Here is an 18,530-nt window from a genome sequence, read left to right as displayed (position 1 = left end):
TATTTATATACAAATTTAAAATATTATTTTTGTATAGTTTAACCCTTTTTCCAAAATAGTAAAATCGTTAAACTTAGAACAATACATTTTAGAAAGCGCTTTCTTAAAAAGGAGAAATTCACAATGGAAATCATATTAGCACCTGATTCATTTAAAGGAAGTATGAAGGCAAGCGAAGTAACCAAGTATATGAAAGATTCTATATTAGAAGTTTTCCCTGAATCTACCATTCATGATTTACCCATCGGTGATGGTGGCGAAGGAACAATGGAAGCATTAATAAATGCAACAAATGGTTCGTTTACTACAGTCAGTGTAACCGGACCACTTGGTGACAAAGTAACAGCTCAATACGGTATTTTAGATAATCATACTTGTGTCATTGAAATGGCAGAAGCTTCAGGATTAAAGCATTTAAATCAAGACGAATTAAACCCTTTATATACGACAACGTATGGTACAGGCGAATTAATTTTACATGCTTTGAATCACGGATATCAAAATTTCATCCTGGCGATTGGTGGTTCAGCTACAAATGACGCTGGCGCAGGTATGTTGCAAGCTTTAGGAGCAGATTTAAAGAATAACCAAAATCATTCAATACATTTTGGAGGTGGAGAACTACAAAATTTAGCTCAAATTGACTTATCGAATTTTGATCCTCGAATCGCTTATTGTAATTTTATTATAGCGACTGATGTTCAAAATCCATTAGTAGGACCTAATGGCGCATCATTTATTTTTGGGAAACAAAAAGGTGCATCTGCACAAAATATGCATCAACTCGATGATAACCTCACTCATTGGGCTAATCTAGTTGAACACACTACAGGCATAAGGCTACACGATTTACCTGGTGCTGGCGCAGCAGGTGGTTTAGGAGGTGCTTTCAAAGCATTTTTTCCAAGTTACTTTAAAGAAGGTATCCAGGTAGTTATGGAATATATACAATTTGAGAAATACTTAAAGCAAGCAGACTTAATCCTTACTGGAGAAGGAAAAATCGATCAGCAATCTTTTTATGGTAAAGCACCAATTGGCATTGCAAAATGTGCTAAAAAGTATAATGTACCAGTTATTTTTATAGGAGGAACAGTAGAAGTAGATGAAAAAGACTTAAAAGACAGTGGTATACTCAGCGCATTTAGTTTAAGTAATGGACCTATGTCATTAGAAGAAACATTTTCAAAGTCGGAAAAATTGATAAAACAAACAACCAAGAATATTGTAAAAACATTTTTCCATAACCAATAACATATTAAGGGGATGTTAGTTATGAGAATTAAAGATACAATAGAAAAAATTCCTGGAGGATTGATGGTAGTCCCGTTGCTTTTAGGCGCTACAATAAACACCGTTGACCAATTACATTTAACTCCTATAATGAACCTACTTAAGTCACTGGGCGCACCTAAAACTGAACAAGGATATTACGAAATGCTTCAAATTGGGGGTTTTTCACAAGAACTATTCAAAGATAGTGCTCTTGTCTTAATTGCACTTTTTATATTTTGTGTAGGAAGTCAAATGAATTTAAAAATTGGCGGTAAGGCCTTAAAAAAAGGTATGCTATTAACAACAACGAAATATTTTTCTGGGTTAGCAGTAGGACTCCTATTAGGCTCATTATTTGATCCTTGGAGTGGACTATTCGGTTTGTCTACAATAGCTGTCATCGCAGCAATGACAAATAGTAATAGTGGCATGTATGCTGCTTTAACAAGTACTTATGGGAATCGTTCAGATGTTGGTGGCCTGTCCATACTTGCTATTAATGACGGACCATTGTTAACTTTGATTTCATTGGGATTTATTGGTACAAGCTTTCCAATCATTTCATTTATTTCTGTGCTTTTACCTTTAAGTATAGGCATGATATTAGGCAATCTTGACCCTAAAATATCAGAGTTTTTACGTCCAGGCGAAACCATACTCATCCCCTTTTTCGCCTTTTCTTTAGGTGCTGGTATGAATTTAGCTGAATTCTTTAATTTTTCCGTATTATCAGGAGGCTTAACGTTAGCAGTATTAACCTTTATTTGTACCGCATTTACTGGTATCATTGCCTTTAAAATATTTAAAGAAAAGAGTGTAATTGCACCAATTTCTGAATCATCTACAGCAGGTAACGCAGTATCTACACCTGCTGCAGTAGTTGCTGCTGCTTCTACGGCGCTCGCAAATGGTAATCTGAGTCAAAGTGAGTATGCTATGATTGAGAAAGTAGCACCTATCGCCACAGCACAAATTTCAATTTCGGCTATTACTACAGCAATATTATGTCCAATAGCAGTCATATTGATTGATAGGTATCAAAAAAGTAAAGGAATATATGGAACAAAGGAATATGTTACTCAATCGACCCAAACACATTCTAATGCGGAAATAAAATCACATTTTTATGAAAGCGCTTCATATAAGGAGGAAGATCGACCTTGAATACAGAAATATTATATGGAAAGTCAAACCTTAATATAGAATTACCTGAAAACTGCGTCTTAATAGAGCCAACACCTATACCTGCACTCGAAAATGATAAACAAGCCATACGTGATGCATTAAAGAATCCTATAAATTCGGATCCGCTGGAAGATTTAGTAAAATCCAATCAGACTGTTTCAATCGTTATTAGTGATATCACGCGCCCTACACCCAATCATATACTTGTACCTCTTATTATAGAATGCCTTGCACATGTACCTTTAGAAAATATTGTTATCATTAATGGTACTGGTACACATCGAGATCAAACTAAAGATGAATTGATACAAATGTTAGGTGAAGATATCGTAAACAATATTAGAATTGTACATAATCATTGTAATGATAAGCAAACTTTAAAAAAAGTTGGCCATAGTAAATACGGCTGTGATGTTTATTTAAACAAAGATTATGTAGATTCTGATTTCAAAATTGTAACTGGCTTTATAGAACCACATTTCTTTGCTGGATTTTCAGGAGGACCAAAAGGAATCATGCCTGGTATTGCAGGTATAGAAACGATTATGACATTTCACAATGCCAAAATGATCGGTGATATTCGTTCTACTTGGGGGAATATGACAGACAATCCAGTACAAGATATGACTCGAGAAATTAATGCCATGTGCAAACCTGACTTTATGCTCAATGTAACATTGAACAAAGAAAAAGAAATTACAGAAGTCTTTGCTGGAGAACTGTATAAAGCACATGATTTGGGATGTGCTTATGCAAAAAAACACGCTATGTTCAAATGTGACCATCGCTTTGACGTCGTTATCGCATCTAATTCTGGTTATCCACTTGACCAAAATTTATATCAAACAGTTAAAGGAATGAGTGCTGCTCATAAAGTGGTTAAAGAAGGCGGCAGTATTATCATGTTATCTGAATGCAGCGATGGTTTTCCAAATCATGGTAATTATGCAGAAATACTGAAAATGGCAGACACCCCAGAAGCACTTGTCAAAATGATTAATGATCCAAACTTCGCCATGCTAGATCAGTGGCAAGTTCAAAAACAAGCTGTGATTCAAACTTTTGCCAATGTGTATTTATATTCCAAATTAACTGATCAACAAGCAAAAGATGCTATGTTACATCCTGTTTCAAATATTGAAGCAACATTAAAAACTTTAGAACGACAATATGGGAAAGACATGACTATTGGCGTTATGCCACTCGGCCCACTTACCATACCGTATGTAGAATCATAATTTTCAATACGTCCAAAAATATTTAAGGAGGAAATTTAAATGATGACTAAATTACAGAATAAAGAATTTAAACTTGAAATGCTTTTAAAAGAAATGGAGACAGTAGTTATTGCTTTTTCAGGCGGTGTCGATAGTAGCTTAGTTCTGAAAAAAGCAATTGATGTATTAGGTACCAATAATGTAAAAGCAGTGATAGTTAAATCAGAATTATTTAGAAACGAAGAATTTAATCAGGCTATAGAACTTGGAAACACGTTAAATGCAGATATCGTAGAGACGGAAATAGCAGAATTAAAAGACCCACACATCATAAAAAACACACCCGACAGTTGGTATTACAGCAAATGTTTATTATACGCAAAACTAGAAGCGTTAAGAAAAACATTTGGATTCAATTATGTGTTAGACGGCATGATTATGGACGATATTTCAGATTTCCGACCAGGTCTTAAAGCGAGATCTGAATACGGGGTGAGAAGCGTTTTACAAGAAGTTGAACTTTATAAAGATGAAGTACGAGAACTAAGCAAATCAAATGGCTTACCGGTTTGGGATAAGCCTGCACTTTGTAGCTTAGCTTCTCGTATCCCTTATGGTGAACCACTTAGTTTCCACAAAGTTAATAAAGTTAATGAAGCTGAAAAATTCATTTTAGATTTAGATATTAATAACGTGAGAGTACGTTATCACGACAACATAGCACGTATCGAAGTTGATGAAACAGATATTGTTACGATAATTCAACATAAAGACCAAATTTCACTACGACTTAAAGAGCTTGGCTTTGACTATGTCACAATTGATTTAGAAGGCTATCGCACTGGTAGTATGAATGAGGTCATACAATCTTAATTTTAACGCTATAGTATAAAGGTGGTTTAACTATGACAGATAAATATGATTCCATCGAATCATTATTGCAAGCAGTAAAATCAGATCAATTATCAATATCTGAGGCTAAATCAGAATTAAGTCAATATGATGAATTAGGTTTTGCAAAAATCGACCTACATCGTAGAAAGCGACAAGGATTCCCAGAAGTAATATTTGGCGAAGGTAAAACTGAGCAACAACTAGTGAAAATCATTCACTCATTAATATTACACGAAGAAACAATTTTAATTACTCGTGTTAATAATGAAAAAGCCCATTTTATTTGTGAAACATATCCTCAATTGGTACATCATGCAACAGCACAAATCGTTTGTACATCTTTAGAGCATATTACCAAGACACAACGTCAAGCTGCTATTATTTGTGCAGGTACGTCTGACCTTCCTGTAGCGGAAGAAGCTGCTATAACAGCAGAAGTAATGGGAATCTCAGTAAAAAGATTTTACGATGTTGGAGTTTCTGGTATCCACCGTCTTTTCGCTCATATTGATGATATTCGCAATTGCAATGTATCTGTAGTAATAGCTGGCATGGAAGGCGCGTTAGCAAGTGTAGTTGCTGGCTTGGTTGACCATCCTGTCTATGCCGTACCAACAAGTATTGGTTATGGTGCAAATCTAGATGGTATCACTACATTATTATCAATGATCAATTCATGTGCACCTGGTTCTAGTGTACTTAATATTGATAATGGCTTTGGCGGTGGTTATAACGCTGCTATGATTGTCAATATGTTGGAACAACATTAAGGGATGGAGTGAATGATATGACGAATACAATATATTTAGATTGCCATGCGGGTATTGCAGGTGACATGTTGCTATCTTCTCTAGTAGACTTAGGTGCAAATATAGCTTACATTGAATCTCATTTACAAAAGTTGCCACTTAATGATTTTAAATTGCACTTTTCTAATCAAACCAAGCAAGGTATTCAAGCCAAACAACTAGATATTGATTTTAGCGAAACAACACACCATAGAACAGCTTCTGATATTACAAAAATGATACAGGATAGTGATTTACCCGCAAGAGTTAAAGTACGAAGCCAAAAAGTCTTTGATACGATTGCTCACGCAGAAGCTAAAATTCATGGGATGTCCGTTGAAGAAGTACATTTTCATGAAGTAGGCGCTATGGATTCCATTATCGATATTATCGGCGGTTGCCTTGCTTTAGAAAATTTGAAAATTGATGAGTTACACGCTTCCCCAATTCCAACAGGTGGAGGTAAAATAAATATCGCTCATGGATTATATCCTGTGCCTGCACCAGCAACGGCAGAAATTTTAAAAGGTATACCGCTTGCTTCTTTTGATATTAATAGCGAATTAACGACGCCAACCGGAGCAGCTTTTATTAAAGCATTAGCATCTAAAATTGGTCCTTTACCTTCTGTCACAATAGAAGAAATTGGTTATGGAAGTGGCACCAAAGACTTTGATTTTCCAAACATTTTAAGAGCAATTCAATTTAAAACTAAAGACAATACACCAACACAAGTCCAAGTAATAGAAAGTCAGATAGATGACATGTCTGCTGAGATGTTAAGTTACTTTCTTGAACAAGTTTTAGAAGATGGTGCATTAGATGCATACTTCACACCTATCACCATGAAAAAAAGCAGACCAGCCACTCAAATCACAATCATTTGTAAATTAGAAAATGCACAATTTTTCGAAGACTATGTTTTAAAAAATACATCTACATTAGGAATTAGAAGTTACACGGTTAATCGTAAAGTACTCCATAGACAATTCGAAACAATTCATACAAATTATGGAGCGATTTTAGTAAAAACAGCCATGTTAAATGGAAAAATAATTAAGGCAAAACCAGAATTTGAAGATGTGAGAAACGCTGCAATTCAAGCAAATAAACCATTCTTACATGTATACAATCATATTAATCAAGAGATTCAAAAACATATACAATTTGACTGAATTTCTTAAACCTTATGCCACATAAGTACTAATAGAATAAGCCTATAACTGAAATTTATAGAATTTCAGTTATAGGCTTACTTCATCTTAGTAGTTAATATGTTTAATTACTTTTAGCGTTTTCTGACTTTTGAGCATCCGGATTGGTATATTTTGATGGATTGTAATCGGCGCCTTTCGTATAGTCAGCAGAAGCATCCCATAATAAAAATTCATGAATATTATGATCTTTTAACGCTTGTACTTGTGCAGTTACTTCCGCTTTATCATAGGATTTATACTGCCCTTCTCCTAAATAAGAGGCTGTAAAATCTTGAAGCCATGGACGAGATTTTACCTTTTTAGGGTCGATACCTTGCAGTGCTTCTTTTTCTTTATCAAGATAACGATCCACTGTTTTATATGGTTCTGTATCTGGCGCTTCTAATCCAAAATCTCCTGGGCTCCAATGAGAAGGATAAATCATCGATGAAATGACATCTACATTTTTGGCGATTTTAGGGAAGCTTTGCCCAATACCTGGTGTTTCTTTAACCGTAGCTGCGTAACCAAAAACATCCGCAGATGTTTGAACATCATATGATTTTAAATCTTTACGTGCAGTTTTCAAAAAATTAGTAATCGTATCTACACGTTGCTCAACATGGTTTAAATCACTATTTTTATACTTTCCATTTGAATATTGTAGTGATTTATCTTTGTTTTCAAATCCTTCAGGAAATCGAACATAGTCAAATTGAACTTCTTTAAATCCTGCTTTAGCCGCTTCTTTTGCAACTGCAATATTATATTTCCATACTTTATCATTAAAAGGATTTAAAAAACTATCCCCGCCTTCACTTTCCCAAACATTACCATCAGACGTTTTAAATGACCAATCAGGTTTTTCTTCAGACAATCTAGAATCTTTAAATGTAACAATACGTGCAATTGGATAAATATTGTTTTTTTCCATTGCTTTTATGACTTTTTTTACGTCAACACGATTCACTGTATTGCTGCTAATCAATTTATTGTCACTTTTAAAGTCCATCGTTATATTTCCTTCATCATCTTTAACGTCAATTACCATGGCATTTAATTCAGTTTCATTTATAAATTGTATAAGTTCTTCAAAATTTTCCCCTTTTGCTGAATCCGGTGTTACATAGATACCTTTCACACCATCTTTTGGATAATCAATATCACTATATGTATGCTTTTTTGATTTGTTTGAACTTTCTTTACCTTCATTTGTTTCTTTCTCATTGTTAGAACCACTGTTACAAGCTGACATCATTAATACAGTCACAATTACTATCACTATAAATCTCCATACCTTCATTGAATTATCTCCCTCTCCCTTAATCAATTCAAAGACAAAAACATTTAAATCACAAATAAGTATTACACTACACATATTATATCATTTTAATATTTTAAACAACGTAAATTCCGAACTTTTATTTATAAAAAAAGACAGAAATAGTTATCAATTACAGGATTGACGACTTATTTCTGTCTTTTAAGCTATTATTTTTAATATTATCAATTCAGCTGTGCTCAACTTTTACATAATTGAAGGCCCAATACTTAAATTGGCACTCGCTAATGCTTGCTCTAACACATCTAGTACATGAATACTATGCTCTAATTGTCTTGTTGCAAATATAATGTTTTGTTCCCGAATTACTTTTTCAATTTTCACAAATTCTTCGTACATTCGATGCTTGTGTGCGTTCACCTGATAATACTGTGTACCACCAGTGTGATATTTTAATTCGAATGCATTTAACTCATTTGTAGGACCTTTAAGATTGATTGTTGCTTTATCTCCTTGAATATAAGATTGATTATCAGAACTAGAATCTTTAGCCCCAATACAAACTACTTTCATCTCTTCATATTCTAATTGTAAGATACCAGAAGTATCGATATTTTTTTCAATATTTGCAAAGTATGTCACTTTATTAGGTTTACCAAATAAGCCTACTGCTAAATGAACATTGTAAACATTAATATCCATTAATGCACCGCCACCCTTACTCGGATCAAATGCGGGTTGAATAATGTCATTTTTAAAATCATCAAATCTTGAGGAATACTGTGAATAGTTGAACTGAGCAATTTTGCAATTTCCAATTTCTGGTATACTTTGCTTAAGTACATCATAATTACTTAAATACAAATTGGTAATCGCTTCAATAATAATCACCTTTTCTTGCTCTGCTAAATCTTTAAGTATGGTAAGCTCCTCTGTGGTTAATGTAAAAGGTTTTTCACAAATCACATGCTTATTTTTTGCTATAGCTTTACGTGCGTAATCAAAATGAAGATGATTGGGAACAGCCAAATAAACAGTGTCTATCTTTTCATCTTCTATAAACGCTTGAAAATTTTCAAAGACTTGTTTAATATCAAATTGCTTTTGCAATTGAGCTACATTCTCAGGATTACGTCCAGTAGTCACTATGCTTTGTATATGAATTCCTGGTATCTCTGACATCACTGGCAATGCTTCTTTTACAATTTTTCCGGCTCCGACTATACCTATATTCATAAATTTCCCCTTTTTTATCATAAAAATTTATTGTCTATAATGAAATATCTACAATTTTTGAATCATAAAATTAAATCATCTATAACGATATTAATGGCTGTGGCATTTACCTGTCCAACCTTATAAAACATAATACGTCACAGTTTATTTGTTCATTTCATCATCTTTTCTATCATTACATTTGAATATTTCACGACAATTTTATATGTTTAGCTAACAACTCTTTAATCCTTTTTTGTGCTATTTCCCAAGAAATAACTGCTCGTATATAAGTCATGTACTGCTACATTGCTTTCAGCTAATGTGTCCTTTTAGTATTAACTTAAAATTAAATCAACAAGTTCTTCTGCTGACGTTTTACCGAAATAGTAAGGAATATCCATTTTACTTAAAGCATCAAACAAATCTGCTTTAACAACTCGAACACCGATAAGTTGCTTTTCAACTTCTCTAATATCGCCTTGACCAAAAAAATCACCATAAATACGACATGCCTTGATGCGACCATGTTCAACAGCTAGTGTAATATCAATGGTACCTGCCGCTAATTTCGCATCTCTATTATATTCATAGCGCGGGGAACGTCCATAGTTCCATTCCCAATTCTTATATTTATTTGTCACCATTTCATCTATCGCACGCCAGTCCGCTTCACTTAATTCATAACGTTTAACGTCATTGATATCGTCTAAGCCCAATAATTGTTTAATCATTAAGTCTTTAAACTCATGTATTGTAATATTTTGATATTCATTTGCTAAATGTTCGCGAATAGCTCCAACTCTTGATCTAACAGATTTAATTCCTTTAGATTCAATTTTTTTACGATTCGGCTTTAAAACTTTAATCATTGCTTCGTAATCAACATCTAATAAAAGTGAGTAACCTCCATAGATACGTCCATTGATTAAAGTCATAGCAGCGCCAGAAATTTTCTTTCCATTAATCTCTAAATCATTACGTCCACTTTGAATGACTTCGGTAGCACCTAAATTATGTAACGCCTTAATTGCTGGCTCATAAAACTTTTGAAAATCACCATATATCGAATGATCATTCTGTAAAAGACAGCACATATTCACAGCACCACGATCCACATAAACTGCGCCACCTCCTGTTTCACGACGCATCACTTGTATACCATGTTCATCTACATAATCTTGGTTAATCTCTACTGCTGTGTTTTGAAAACGACCTATTTCCACTTTTGGATCACAATAATAAGGTAATAAAATATCATCATCTAAAAATATATTTTGACTAACATAGACTTGCATTGCAGTATTAACTGCACCATCTGTTATATATTCACCGTTACGAATCGGTTCAATTAAATACATAGTTTTCTCCTACTTTGTTAATTTATTATTTGCTTCTAAAATTAATGTCGAAATATCGTCCGTTAAATGTATCGTTCTTTCGCGTATGTTTTGAGGAATTCTATATGCTTTTTTATTTAATGTCATAAATAATGCATCAGGATTTTGCCTTGTCATACGTTGAAAAGGATGCTTCACAAATTGCGGTGTAGTGTAGCCAATACCAATTTCTAAATATAAGACTTTGCCTGTCTTATGATTTTCAAGAAACTGATTGTAACGAGATAATTGCGCCTCAAAATCTGCATCTTCTACCATACCGACTTGTGCTTTTCGCTTATTAATTTCCATAGGTGCATCACACTTAGGGCAGTGTGGCACGAGTTCACGCGGTACTTCCATATTTGATTGCGCTTGAATCATTTGACGGATTGCCTCATCGTCTCGGTAGGTTTGGGGATGACAATGTTGACTACACTGCCATAGGATATATTCACCTTGAATATGAAACACTTTGTCCAAATCATATCCTGCTACTGCAAACGCATTATCTGCATTAGTAGTAATAATATGATGCGCTTTGTTTTTTAGTATTTCTTTTAGCGCAACATAAGATGCACCTACTGGTTGATCTAAATAATTCAATGCAACAAATCTACTTTGAAATGCCCAGTATTCTTGCCAACTTTCAAATGTATGCAGACTTGCTTGTAACATATCAAAAAATCCGTATTTTTCTATGAAATCCGGAAAATTTTGAGTAAATCTTTTTCCTATATACGTAAACCCATCTGATGCAGACATACCTGCCCCTATGCCAACAACTATTGCATCCGCTTCATCTATAGCTTGTGCTAATACGTCAGATTGGCAACTTTGATTTGCTGACATGACACGCCATGTTGATTCAGTCATAACGTTTTAGCTCCTCCTTATATAATTGTGCATCGGTATCAGTGAACACATTAAAAACTATCTTTATATCATCCAAATGATACTCTTTTTTATAATTTAATACGGTGTTAATGGCTATTTTTGCAGCTTCTGCTTGTGGAAAGCCAAACACACCTGTAGAAATACAGCAAAACGCTATACTTTTTAGTGAATGTTGTTTTGCAATTTCTAAACAACTTCGATATGCGCGCGCCAACAAATCTATATTCATCTCAGATACTGGCAATTTGCGAACTTGCGGCCCTACTGTATGAATTACATATTGGGCTGGCAAATTATATCCTGATGTTATTTTAGCTTTTCCTATACCTTCTTTTTTCCCTTGTGCTTCCATGATTTCATGACATGCCAAACGTAGCTGTACCCCGGCTTTAGTATGAATGATGTTATCAATACAATTATGATTGGCTTCAAAACAACCTAGTAATTGACTGTTTGCTGCATTCACAATCCCATCTACTTTGAGTTGAGTGATATCTCCTTGCCATAAAAATACATCGTCACCAATCATTGGCGACAATGTATCAATATGCGTAACATGTTGACGATTCATCGCTTGTAAATATGCATCTTGCACGTCTAAATAAGTGTCAGCAATGGGTTGAGGTGCTCTTACATTTGTTAGCCCTCTATACATTTCCCAACGCGTTGCTTCATCTTCTGGCAAATTTAAAGTTGCTTCACCGTGTGCTTCACGCCATAAATATTCAATTAAATAAGCTAAGCGTTCTTGTTGTTGCATAAATTATGCCTCTGGTAGAGCGTTAAATGCTGCTTCATCAACATTTTCTAATTTAACTAACCAGTTCTCTTCAGGTTTTTCTGAATTCAAAATTGTTGGTTCATCTTCTGCTTTTGTATTTCGTTCTACAATTGTACCAGCTAATGGAGATTGAACATCTAAGACTGTTTTAGAAGCTTCAATACTTACGATTTCATCATCTACTTTTACTTCATCGTCCCCTATAAATTCCACGTAACCAACGGTACCTATATCGTCTTGTAACTCTGGTGTCATACTATAAACATATTGTGCTCCTACTTTTTCTACCCATAAATAATTCGCTAATTTTTTCATCATAAATACTTCCCTTCATTAATATTTTATAAATATATTTCTGCAAGCAATTCAACAGCTCGACAACGTGCTTCAATACTCGGTATCAAAGGTACCACCATGACTTCATCTGCATTAAAATCTTGAATCATACGATCGATTTGTGGCTTCGCACTTTCTTTTGTGCCTACAATGATACGTGCACGACTTTGAGCGATTTGTCGCTCATCTTTCTCTGTACAATGATAAGATCGTGCTGTTTCAGGAGAGGGCATACGCTCAAACTCAGCAAATTGTTCCTTGCCTAATAACCATATATCTAAACTTTGGGCTAAAGTTTCCGCTTCTTCTGCTGAATCAGCCAATGCAATAAAGACAGTAATCATCACAGATGGCACCATATTTAATGACGATGGTTGAAATGCGTCTCTATACATTTTCACACTATCTTTTGCTTTATCTATTGCTTTCGCATTAGGTAATAGAAAAGTACCTAATGTGTACCCCATACCTTGAGCACCTGCCTTTTTAGCTGATGCTACACTGGTACTGAGCAACCACATACTTGGAATAAATGTCGTACTTGGTTGTGCTACAACGCGATGATGCCGTTGCTGCGTCTGTTGCTCTGTTAAATAATGTCTCACATCTTCAATAGACTGCCCGTAGTCTAAAAAATGTGATTTTGTTTCATTCATCGCTGCTTTCACTTGAGCAGTACCTGCATTATTGCCTATACCTAAATCGACACGTTCAGGATGAAGTGCTGCTAACATACGAAAGTTTTCGGCAACTTTATACGGGCTGTAATGAGGTAACATCACCCCACCAGACCCCAGAGCAATGTTCTGTGTTTTATTCAGTATTTGCATCATTAATAATTCAGGACTACTACATGCAAATGCTGGTACATTATGATGTTCTGTTAGCCAAAATCGTTTATAGCCGAGTTTGTCAGCTAATTGTGCTAAATGAACAGTATCTTGTAAAGCTTCTTCGGCAGATTTGCCTTCATCAATCACAGCGTAATCTAACACATTAAATTGAACCACGTGAACTACCACCTCCACCAATCATACATCATACAATATGCTTTGTTAACGATTGCACTTAAAGCGAGTATATTTGAGTATCTTATAACTTTCAGTTAAGATAAATGCAACGCAGTACCACAATACACTTTGCATCATTCAACATACGTCCACTTTAAATTGTCTACACCTTATAGGATAACGGATATAGAGAATTTTTGTTAGATTTTGCTTAAAAATTTTTTTACTTTTCCTAGTTTTGACCCTTTTATATTTAAGTGTTACTTTAAAATTAATAATAACAACGAAGATAGAGGTTATAATTATGAATATGAATTACAATACTTTATTAAAGCCACTCACTTTGCCAAATGGTATTGTCTTAAACAACCGTTTTGTTTTATCTCCAATGACAACTAATTCTTCTACACAGGACGGACATATCACAGAGGCAGATATTAACTATGCACGACGTCGTGCACATTCAGCACCACTTCAAGTTACTGGCGCCGCTTATATTGAACCTTATGGACAATTATTTGAATATGGTTTTAGCATTACTGATGATAGTTGTATTCCTGGCTTAACTACTTTAGCCAATGCCATGAAACAAGACGGAAACAAAGCAATACTACAACTTACGCATGCTGGCCGTTTTTCAAATCAAGCAATTTTAAACTTTGGTCAGGTTTACGGACCAAGTGCAATGACCTTAAATTCACCAATTAAGCATGAAGTTTTATCTATGACTACAGACAAAATCAAATCCGTAATACAACAATACGCAGATGCAACCTCACGCGCAATAAAAGCTGGATTTGACGGTGTTGAAATTTCAGCTGCACAACGCCTATTAATTCAAACATTTTTCTCAACTTTCTCAAATTTAAGGACTGATGCATACGGAAGTCAAAATTTAGAGAATAGATCACGCTTTGAATTAGAAATATTAAAAGCTGTTCAGAATGTTATTGATCAAGAAGCGCCCCCACAATTTATTTTAGGTTACCGTGCCACGCCCGAAGAAACACGAGGTAGTGATGTAGGTTACACTGTTGATGAGTTTAACCGTCACTTAGACTGGGTGCTAGAAACTGCCAATATTCAATATTTAGCGATTGCAAGTTGGGGACGTCAAATCTATCAAAACAAAGTACGTTCTGAAGGAAAATATAACGGAGAATATGTCAATGCAGTCGTTTATCAATATCTTAACGGACGCATTCCGCTCATTGCTAGTGGTGGGATTAATTCTCCGGATAGCGCTTTAGACGCCTTACAAAATGCAGATATGGTGGGCATGTCATCACCATTTGTAACTGAACCAGACTTTGTTACCAAATTAAAAGAACAAAGACCAGAAGACATTGATTTGCATATAACCTTGGAAGATATAGATGAATTGGCAATTCCTTATGCTGCTTTTAAAGATATTGTAAAAATGATGGATTACGGTGAAGGATTAAAGAAAGAAACTCGAGATGAATTGCGTAAACTTGAAACAAATTATGATGCAGTAAATTATAAGGAAGTAGATCATGAAAATGAGACTTAAGACTTCCACGATATAAGAACCATGATTCTTAAAGCATATGTACCGTTTTAAAAAGCAGCCGCGAAAATTAGAGTTCTAATTTTTGCGGCTGCTTTTTATCATCATTTTCACAAAATTTATAGAAAAACACTTAATATAAGCCTTTTAATTCATTACTTGTATCGATAAATATATTTTTAACTTGTTGATAATTACTCAATGCTTCTTTATACGTTTCACGACCAATACCAGATTTTTTATAACCACCAAATGGTGCACCTTCCGGCACTTGGTTATACGTATTTATCCAAATTCTTCCTGTTCTGACTGCTTTAGCAATATTCAGTGCGCGTGTAATATCTTGTGAGAATACGCCACCCGCTAAGCCATAGTCAGAATCATTAGCAATTTTAATCGCTTCTTGATCATCTTTTACTTTGATTACTGTTAAAACAGGACCAAAGATTTCTTCTTGGGCCAACTTATTATTATTATCGCTAACCGCAATAAGTGTTGGTTCTATAAAGTAACCTTTATCTAATCCATTTGCGACAATACGTTTACCTCCAGTTAGTACCTCAGCATTAGATTGTTCAGCATAATCAATATAAGACAATATTTTATTCATCTGCTCATCGCTCGTTTGGCTACCCATTTGCGTGTGCGCATCTAATGGATCTCCAACCTTAATATTTGAAAATGCCTCTTTTAATCTAGAAATTAACGCGTCGTATATACCTTCTTGGACTAATAAACGTGAGCCTGCACTACATACTTCACCTTGATTAAATAATATACCGAGTTGGATACCTTCAACAGCTAAGTCTAAATTTGCATCATCTAGAATAATATTTGCACTTTTACCACCAAGTTCTAAAGTAGCAGGGACAATACGTTTTGCACCTGCATCAGCAACTTGATAGCCGACATCTGTTGAACCTGTAAATGATAATTTATCTACACCTTCATGATTAAAAATAGCATTACCTGATTCTGAACCTTTACCAGTTACGATATTAACCACACCTTGTGGCAATACTTCTTGAAAAATCTTACCTGCTTCTAATAAGCTTAACGGCGTTGAAGATGATGGTTGAATAACAATTGTATTCCCTGCCGCAATGGCTGGTGCAATTTTCCATGCTGCTAAGAGCATTGGGAAATTCCAAGCTACTACAGCACCTACAACGCCAATAGGTTCATGCCGTACGATACTCATAGTATCTTTATCAATATCATTCACTGAACCTTCATGTGTTTCAATAACACTTGCAAAATAGTTAAAATGTCTTGCAGCGTACGGTATATCAATTGTTGAGGTTTCACGAATCGGTTTACCATTATTCAACGTTTCCACTGTTGCAAGCTTATCTTTATTTGCCATCAATTTTTCACTAATTTTTCTTAATAAATCCGCACGCTCCGTTTTAGAAGTTAAACTCCATGATTCGAAGGCGCTTTGAGCTGATGATACAGCTTTGTCGATATCCGTTTCGTCAGCTTTGGAAATATTTGAGAGTATCTCCCCTGTGGCTGGGTTAACAACTTCTAATGTTTCTCCACTATTACTTTTTACAAATTCACCATCAATTAACAATCCGTAATTCTCATCAACATAATCTTTTATATTTACTGTCATGACAATCTCTCCTTTGCTTTGACGTTATTGATAATAACTTTATTTGAGTTAATAGTTAACCTAACTTCTCAATTTCATTGTAAACGAATATCGCTGTTTTTTAAAAAATTCCAATCATCAACCATTTTGTTGGGCAAAAGCCTTACCTATAGCATCTAATTTTTCTGGTGCATCATGTACATCCATGTGAACTTCTACAAAATGCATTATGTTAGGTTTTTGATTAATTTCGTCTAATGCCGTTGCCAACGTATTACTTGTTGTAACATCATGTATTTGAACGTCTGTTTCCTTCATACCAAACACGAACGGTAACTGCTTGTAGTTCCACATTTTAATATCGTTGTACAGTGCAGTTTCACCGTGAATTTTACGTTCCACTGTATATCCATCGTTATTGATGACAAAAATAACAGGTTTTAATGCCTCACGTATGATTGTTGATAATGCTTGAACAGTTAGTTGAAGCGAACCATCACCAATCAACAGCACGTTTCTACGTTGTTTGTCCGCAATTTGTGTTCCTAGAGTCGCAGGTAAAGTATAACCGATTGATCCCCATAATGGTTGTCCTATAAATGTATTATCTTTAGAGAATAGTAAATCATAAGCACCAAAGAATGACGTGCCTTGTTCAGCAAGTATAACGTCTTGAGGCTGAATAAATTGCTGCATTAATTTGAAATATGTTGACTGTTTTAATGGTTCATCACTTAATTCAACCGTTTCGTTAGTTACTTGATAACGTGGATAATTCACATCAGCTGTATAATCAATATTCAACAAACCATCTAGTAAATCTACGAGTTTTACTTCTTCATCACGTAATTCGTCAACTTTAAAATAATGATGATTCATCATGATTACATTTTCTAAATTAAATCCATAAGAAAATCCAGCAGTAGCAGAATCTGTAAGTTTTGCTCCGATATTTAAAATGACATCACTTTGATCTACATAAGCTTTAATTTGTTCATCTGCAATCTTTCCGTCATAAATACCCATATAATATTGATTCTCTTCATTGAAAGCCCCTTTACCTAAGGACAATTGAGCAACTGGTATATGTGTTTGGTTAACAAATTGTTCTAGTTTATCATGCAACGCAAAACTATTGATTTCATGTCCAGCTATAATTAAAGGTTGCTTTGCATTTTTTAATTTGTTTTCTATTATTTCTATATAACTGTCAACATCTTGTTTGGCTGGTGCAGTATATTGGTATGGTGTTTCTACTTCAATATCTACAGCAGCTACATCTATAGGTAAATGTATATGAACGGGACGTTTTTCATTAATTGCTGCATTGATTAATCGAGGAATTTCAGTTTGTGCATTTTCTGGAGTGATATATCCTTGTGCTGTTGTGATATGTTTGTACATTTTACGATAATCATCAAATGTGCCTTCACCTAATGAATGATGTACATATTTACCAGCACGTTCAACTTCACGTGTTGGTGCGCCTGTGATTGCTATGACTGGTATACGTTCTGCATATGCACCTGCAATACCGTTAACCGCACTTAGCTCTCCCACACCAAATGTTGTTACCATTGCACTAATGCCTTTAATTCTTGCATAACCATCTGCTGCGTAACTTGCGTTAAGTTCATTTGTGTTACCAATCCATTCCATATCTTCTCGATTGATAATATCGTCTAAGAATGTAAGATTAAAGTCACCAGGTACACCAAATACTTTATCAACACCAACTGAGCGAATTGCATCCATTAAATATTGTCCTACTCTTTTTTGCATACATCATTTCTCCTTTAATGTGTTTCGTTTTCATTACACATTAAATATAACTTGTTAAATAAATTAGGTCAAGTTTATTGACTTATTTACATAACCAAACAAAGAGGCTTTTTCTAACATCTAGAAAACAAGCCTCTGATATAAACGATTGTATTAAGTAGG

16 protein-coding genes are annotated in these 18,530 nt (G+C 34.6%); 7 read left to right on the top strand and 9 right to left on the bottom strand.

The features are described 5' to 3' along the window. Positions 1–123: 123 nt before the first annotated feature. From KA830_RS00170 to larC, 6 genes are read left to right on the top strand one after another with little or no spacing between them, the layout of a single operon-like run. Positions 124–1,254, top strand: a complete 1,131-nt coding sequence (locus tag KA830_RS00170) for a glycerate kinase (RefSeq protein ID WP_204179918.1) — start codon at positions 124–126, stop codon at positions 1,252–1,254. A 21-nt stretch (positions 1,255–1,275) separates the two neighbouring features. After that, complete coding sequence (locus KA830_RS00165; protein ID WP_070658059.1) at positions 1,276–2,439, top strand: 2-keto-3-deoxygluconate permease; 1,164 nt, start codon at positions 1,276–1,278, stop codon at positions 2,437–2,439. Continuing rightward, on the top strand, positions 2,436–3,698 hold the full coding sequence (gene larA / locus KA830_RS00160; RefSeq protein ID WP_046206604.1) for a nickel-dependent lactate racemase: 1,263 nt from the start codon (positions 2,436–2,438) through the stop codon (positions 3,696–3,698). Before KA830_RS00165 ends, larA begins: the two co-directional genes overlap by 4 nt. Positions 3,699–3,740: 42 nt before the next feature. Next, positions 3,741–4,550: an ATP-dependent sacrificial sulfur transferase LarE gene (gene larE / locus KA830_RS00155; RefSeq protein ID WP_204180004.1), complete on the top strand. Its 810-nt coding sequence runs from the start codon at positions 3,741–3,743 to the stop codon at positions 4,548–4,550. Between the two features lie 32 nt (positions 4,551–4,582). Beyond that, positions 4,583–5,341 (top strand): nickel pincer cofactor biosynthesis protein LarB, encoded by a 759-nt coding sequence (gene larB / locus KA830_RS00150; protein ID WP_046206603.1) that lies wholly within the window; start codon positions 4,583–4,585, stop codon positions 5,339–5,341. A 17-nt stretch (positions 5,342–5,358) separates the two neighbouring features. Continuing rightward, positions 5,359–6,534, top strand: a complete 1,176-nt coding sequence (gene larC, locus KA830_RS00145) for a nickel pincer cofactor biosynthesis protein LarC (RefSeq protein WP_204179916.1) — start codon at positions 5,359–5,361, stop codon at positions 6,532–6,534. 103 nt (positions 6,535–6,637) lie between these two features. Here the strand turns inward: larC and KA830_RS00140 are convergent, their stop codons facing one another. The 7 genes from KA830_RS00140 to KA830_RS00110 all read right to left on the bottom strand — a co-directional run bounded on the left by KA830_RS00140 (position 6,638) and on the right by KA830_RS00110 (position 13,455). Beyond that, positions 6,638–7,858, bottom strand: coding sequence for a putative glycoside hydrolase (locus KA830_RS00140; RefSeq protein ID WP_204179915.1), 1,221 nt, complete (start codon positions 7,856–7,858; stop codon positions 6,638–6,640). A 225-nt stretch (positions 7,859–8,083) separates the two neighbouring features. Beyond that, positions 8,084–9,073, bottom strand: a complete 990-nt coding sequence (locus KA830_RS00135) for a Gfo/Idh/MocA family protein (RefSeq protein WP_204179914.1) — start codon at positions 9,071–9,073, stop codon at positions 8,084–8,086. 317 nt (positions 9,074–9,390) lie between these two features. Continuing rightward, the gene (lplA, locus tag KA830_RS00130; RefSeq protein ID WP_070658069.1) at positions 9,391–10,413 is read right to left on the bottom strand and encodes a lipoate--protein ligase; all 1,023 of its coding nucleotides are present in this window, start codon (positions 10,411–10,413) and stop codon (positions 9,391–9,393) included. A 9-nt stretch (positions 10,414–10,422) separates the two neighbouring features. Next, the gene (locus tag KA830_RS00125) at positions 10,423–11,307 is read right to left on the bottom strand and encodes an SIR2 family NAD-dependent protein deacylase (protein ID WP_204179913.1); all 885 of its coding nucleotides are present in this window, start codon (positions 11,305–11,307) and stop codon (positions 10,423–10,425) included. Next, positions 11,300–12,088 carry a protein-ADP-ribose hydrolase gene (locus tag KA830_RS00120; RefSeq protein WP_204179912.1) on the bottom strand — a complete coding sequence of 263 codons (789 nt, stop codon included), beginning with the start codon at positions 12,086–12,088 and terminating at the stop codon, positions 11,300–11,302. Before KA830_RS00120 ends, KA830_RS00125 begins: the two co-directional genes overlap by 8 nt. A 3-nt stretch (positions 12,089–12,091) precedes the next feature. After that, on the bottom strand, positions 12,092–12,424 hold the full coding sequence (locus tag KA830_RS00115; protein ID WP_046206596.1) for a glycine cleavage system H family protein: 333 nt from the start codon (positions 12,422–12,424) through the stop codon (positions 12,092–12,094). A 26-nt stretch (positions 12,425–12,450) separates the two neighbouring features. Next, complete coding sequence (locus tag KA830_RS00110; protein ID WP_046206595.1) at positions 12,451–13,455, bottom strand: LLM class flavin-dependent oxidoreductase; 1,005 nt, start codon at positions 13,453–13,455, stop codon at positions 12,451–12,453. A gap of 304 nt (positions 13,456–13,759) precedes the next feature. Between KA830_RS00110 and KA830_RS00105 the strand changes: the two genes are divergently transcribed. Further along, positions 13,760–14,989, top strand: a complete 1,230-nt coding sequence (locus KA830_RS00105; protein WP_204179911.1) for an NADH-dependent flavin oxidoreductase — start codon at positions 13,760–13,762, stop codon at positions 14,987–14,989. 130 nt (positions 14,990–15,119) lie between these two features. On the opposite strand, the gene KA830_RS00100 is transcribed toward KA830_RS00105, so the two are convergent. Continuing rightward, the gene (locus KA830_RS00100) at positions 15,120–16,607 is read right to left on the bottom strand and encodes an aldehyde dehydrogenase family protein (RefSeq protein ID WP_046206593.1); all 1,488 of its coding nucleotides are present in this window, start codon (positions 16,605–16,607) and stop codon (positions 15,120–15,122) included. 117 nt (positions 16,608–16,724) lie between these two features. Then, positions 16,725–18,368 carry an alpha-keto acid decarboxylase family protein gene (locus KA830_RS00095; RefSeq protein ID WP_204179910.1) on the bottom strand — a complete coding sequence of 548 codons (1,644 nt, stop codon included), beginning with the start codon at positions 18,366–18,368 and terminating at the stop codon, positions 16,725–16,727. Positions 18,369–18,530: the final 162 nt, after the last annotated feature.

Source organism: Staphylococcus sp. GDY8P119P, from assembly GCF_017892075.1.
Taxonomy (GTDB): Bacteria; Bacillota; Bacilli; order Staphylococcales; family Staphylococcaceae; genus Staphylococcus; species Staphylococcus ureilyticus.
This window is presented reverse-complemented; position numbering and strand designations above follow the sequence as displayed.

Bases quoted from the DNA above. Each gene is read 5' to 3' on its own strand.
- KA830_RS00170 (WP_204179918.1), top strand. From the start codon at position 124: ATGGAAATCATATTAGCACCTGATTCATTTAAAGGAAGTATGAAGGCA.
- KA830_RS00165 (WP_070658059.1), top strand. From the start codon at position 1,276: ATGAGAATTAAAGATACAATAGAAAAAATTCCTGGAGGATTGATGGTA.
- larE (WP_204180004.1), top strand. From the start codon at position 3,741: ATGACTAAATTACAGAATAAAGAATTTAAACTTGAAATGCTTTTAAAA.
- larB (WP_046206603.1), top strand. From the start codon at position 4,583: ATGACAGATAAATATGATTCCATCGAATCATTATTGCAAGCAGTAAAA.
- larC (WP_204179916.1), top strand. From the start codon at position 5,359: ATGACGAATACAATATATTTAGATTGCCATGCGGGTATTGCAGGTGAC.
- KA830_RS00140 (WP_204179915.1), bottom strand. From the start codon at position 7,858: ATGAAGGTATGGAGATTTATAGTGATAGTAATTGTGACTGTATTAATG.
- KA830_RS00135 (WP_204179914.1), bottom strand. From the start codon at position 9,073: ATGAATATAGGTATAGTCGGAGCCGGAAAAATTGTAAAAGAAGCATTG.
- lplA (WP_070658069.1), bottom strand. From the start codon at position 10,413: ATGTATTTAATTGAACCGATTCGTAACGGTGAATATATAACAGATGGT.
- KA830_RS00125 (WP_204179913.1), bottom strand. From the start codon at position 11,307: ATGACTGAATCAACATGGCGTGTCATGTCAGCAAATCAAAGTTGCCAA.
- KA830_RS00120 (WP_204179912.1), bottom strand. From the start codon at position 12,088: ATGCAACAACAAGAACGCTTAGCTTATTTAATTGAATATTTATGGCGT.
- KA830_RS00115 (WP_046206596.1), bottom strand. From the start codon at position 12,424: ATGAAAAAATTAGCGAATTATTTATGGGTAGAAAAAGTAGGAGCACAA.
- KA830_RS00105 (WP_204179911.1), top strand. From the start codon at position 13,760: ATGAATATGAATTACAATACTTTATTAAAGCCACTCACTTTGCCAAAT.
- KA830_RS00100 (WP_046206593.1), bottom strand. From the start codon at position 16,607: ATGACAGTAAATATAAAAGATTATGTTGATGAGAATTACGGATTGTTA.
- KA830_RS00095 (WP_204179910.1), bottom strand. From the start codon at position 18,368: ATGCAAAAAAGAGTAGGACAATATTTAATGGATGCAATTCGCTCAGTT.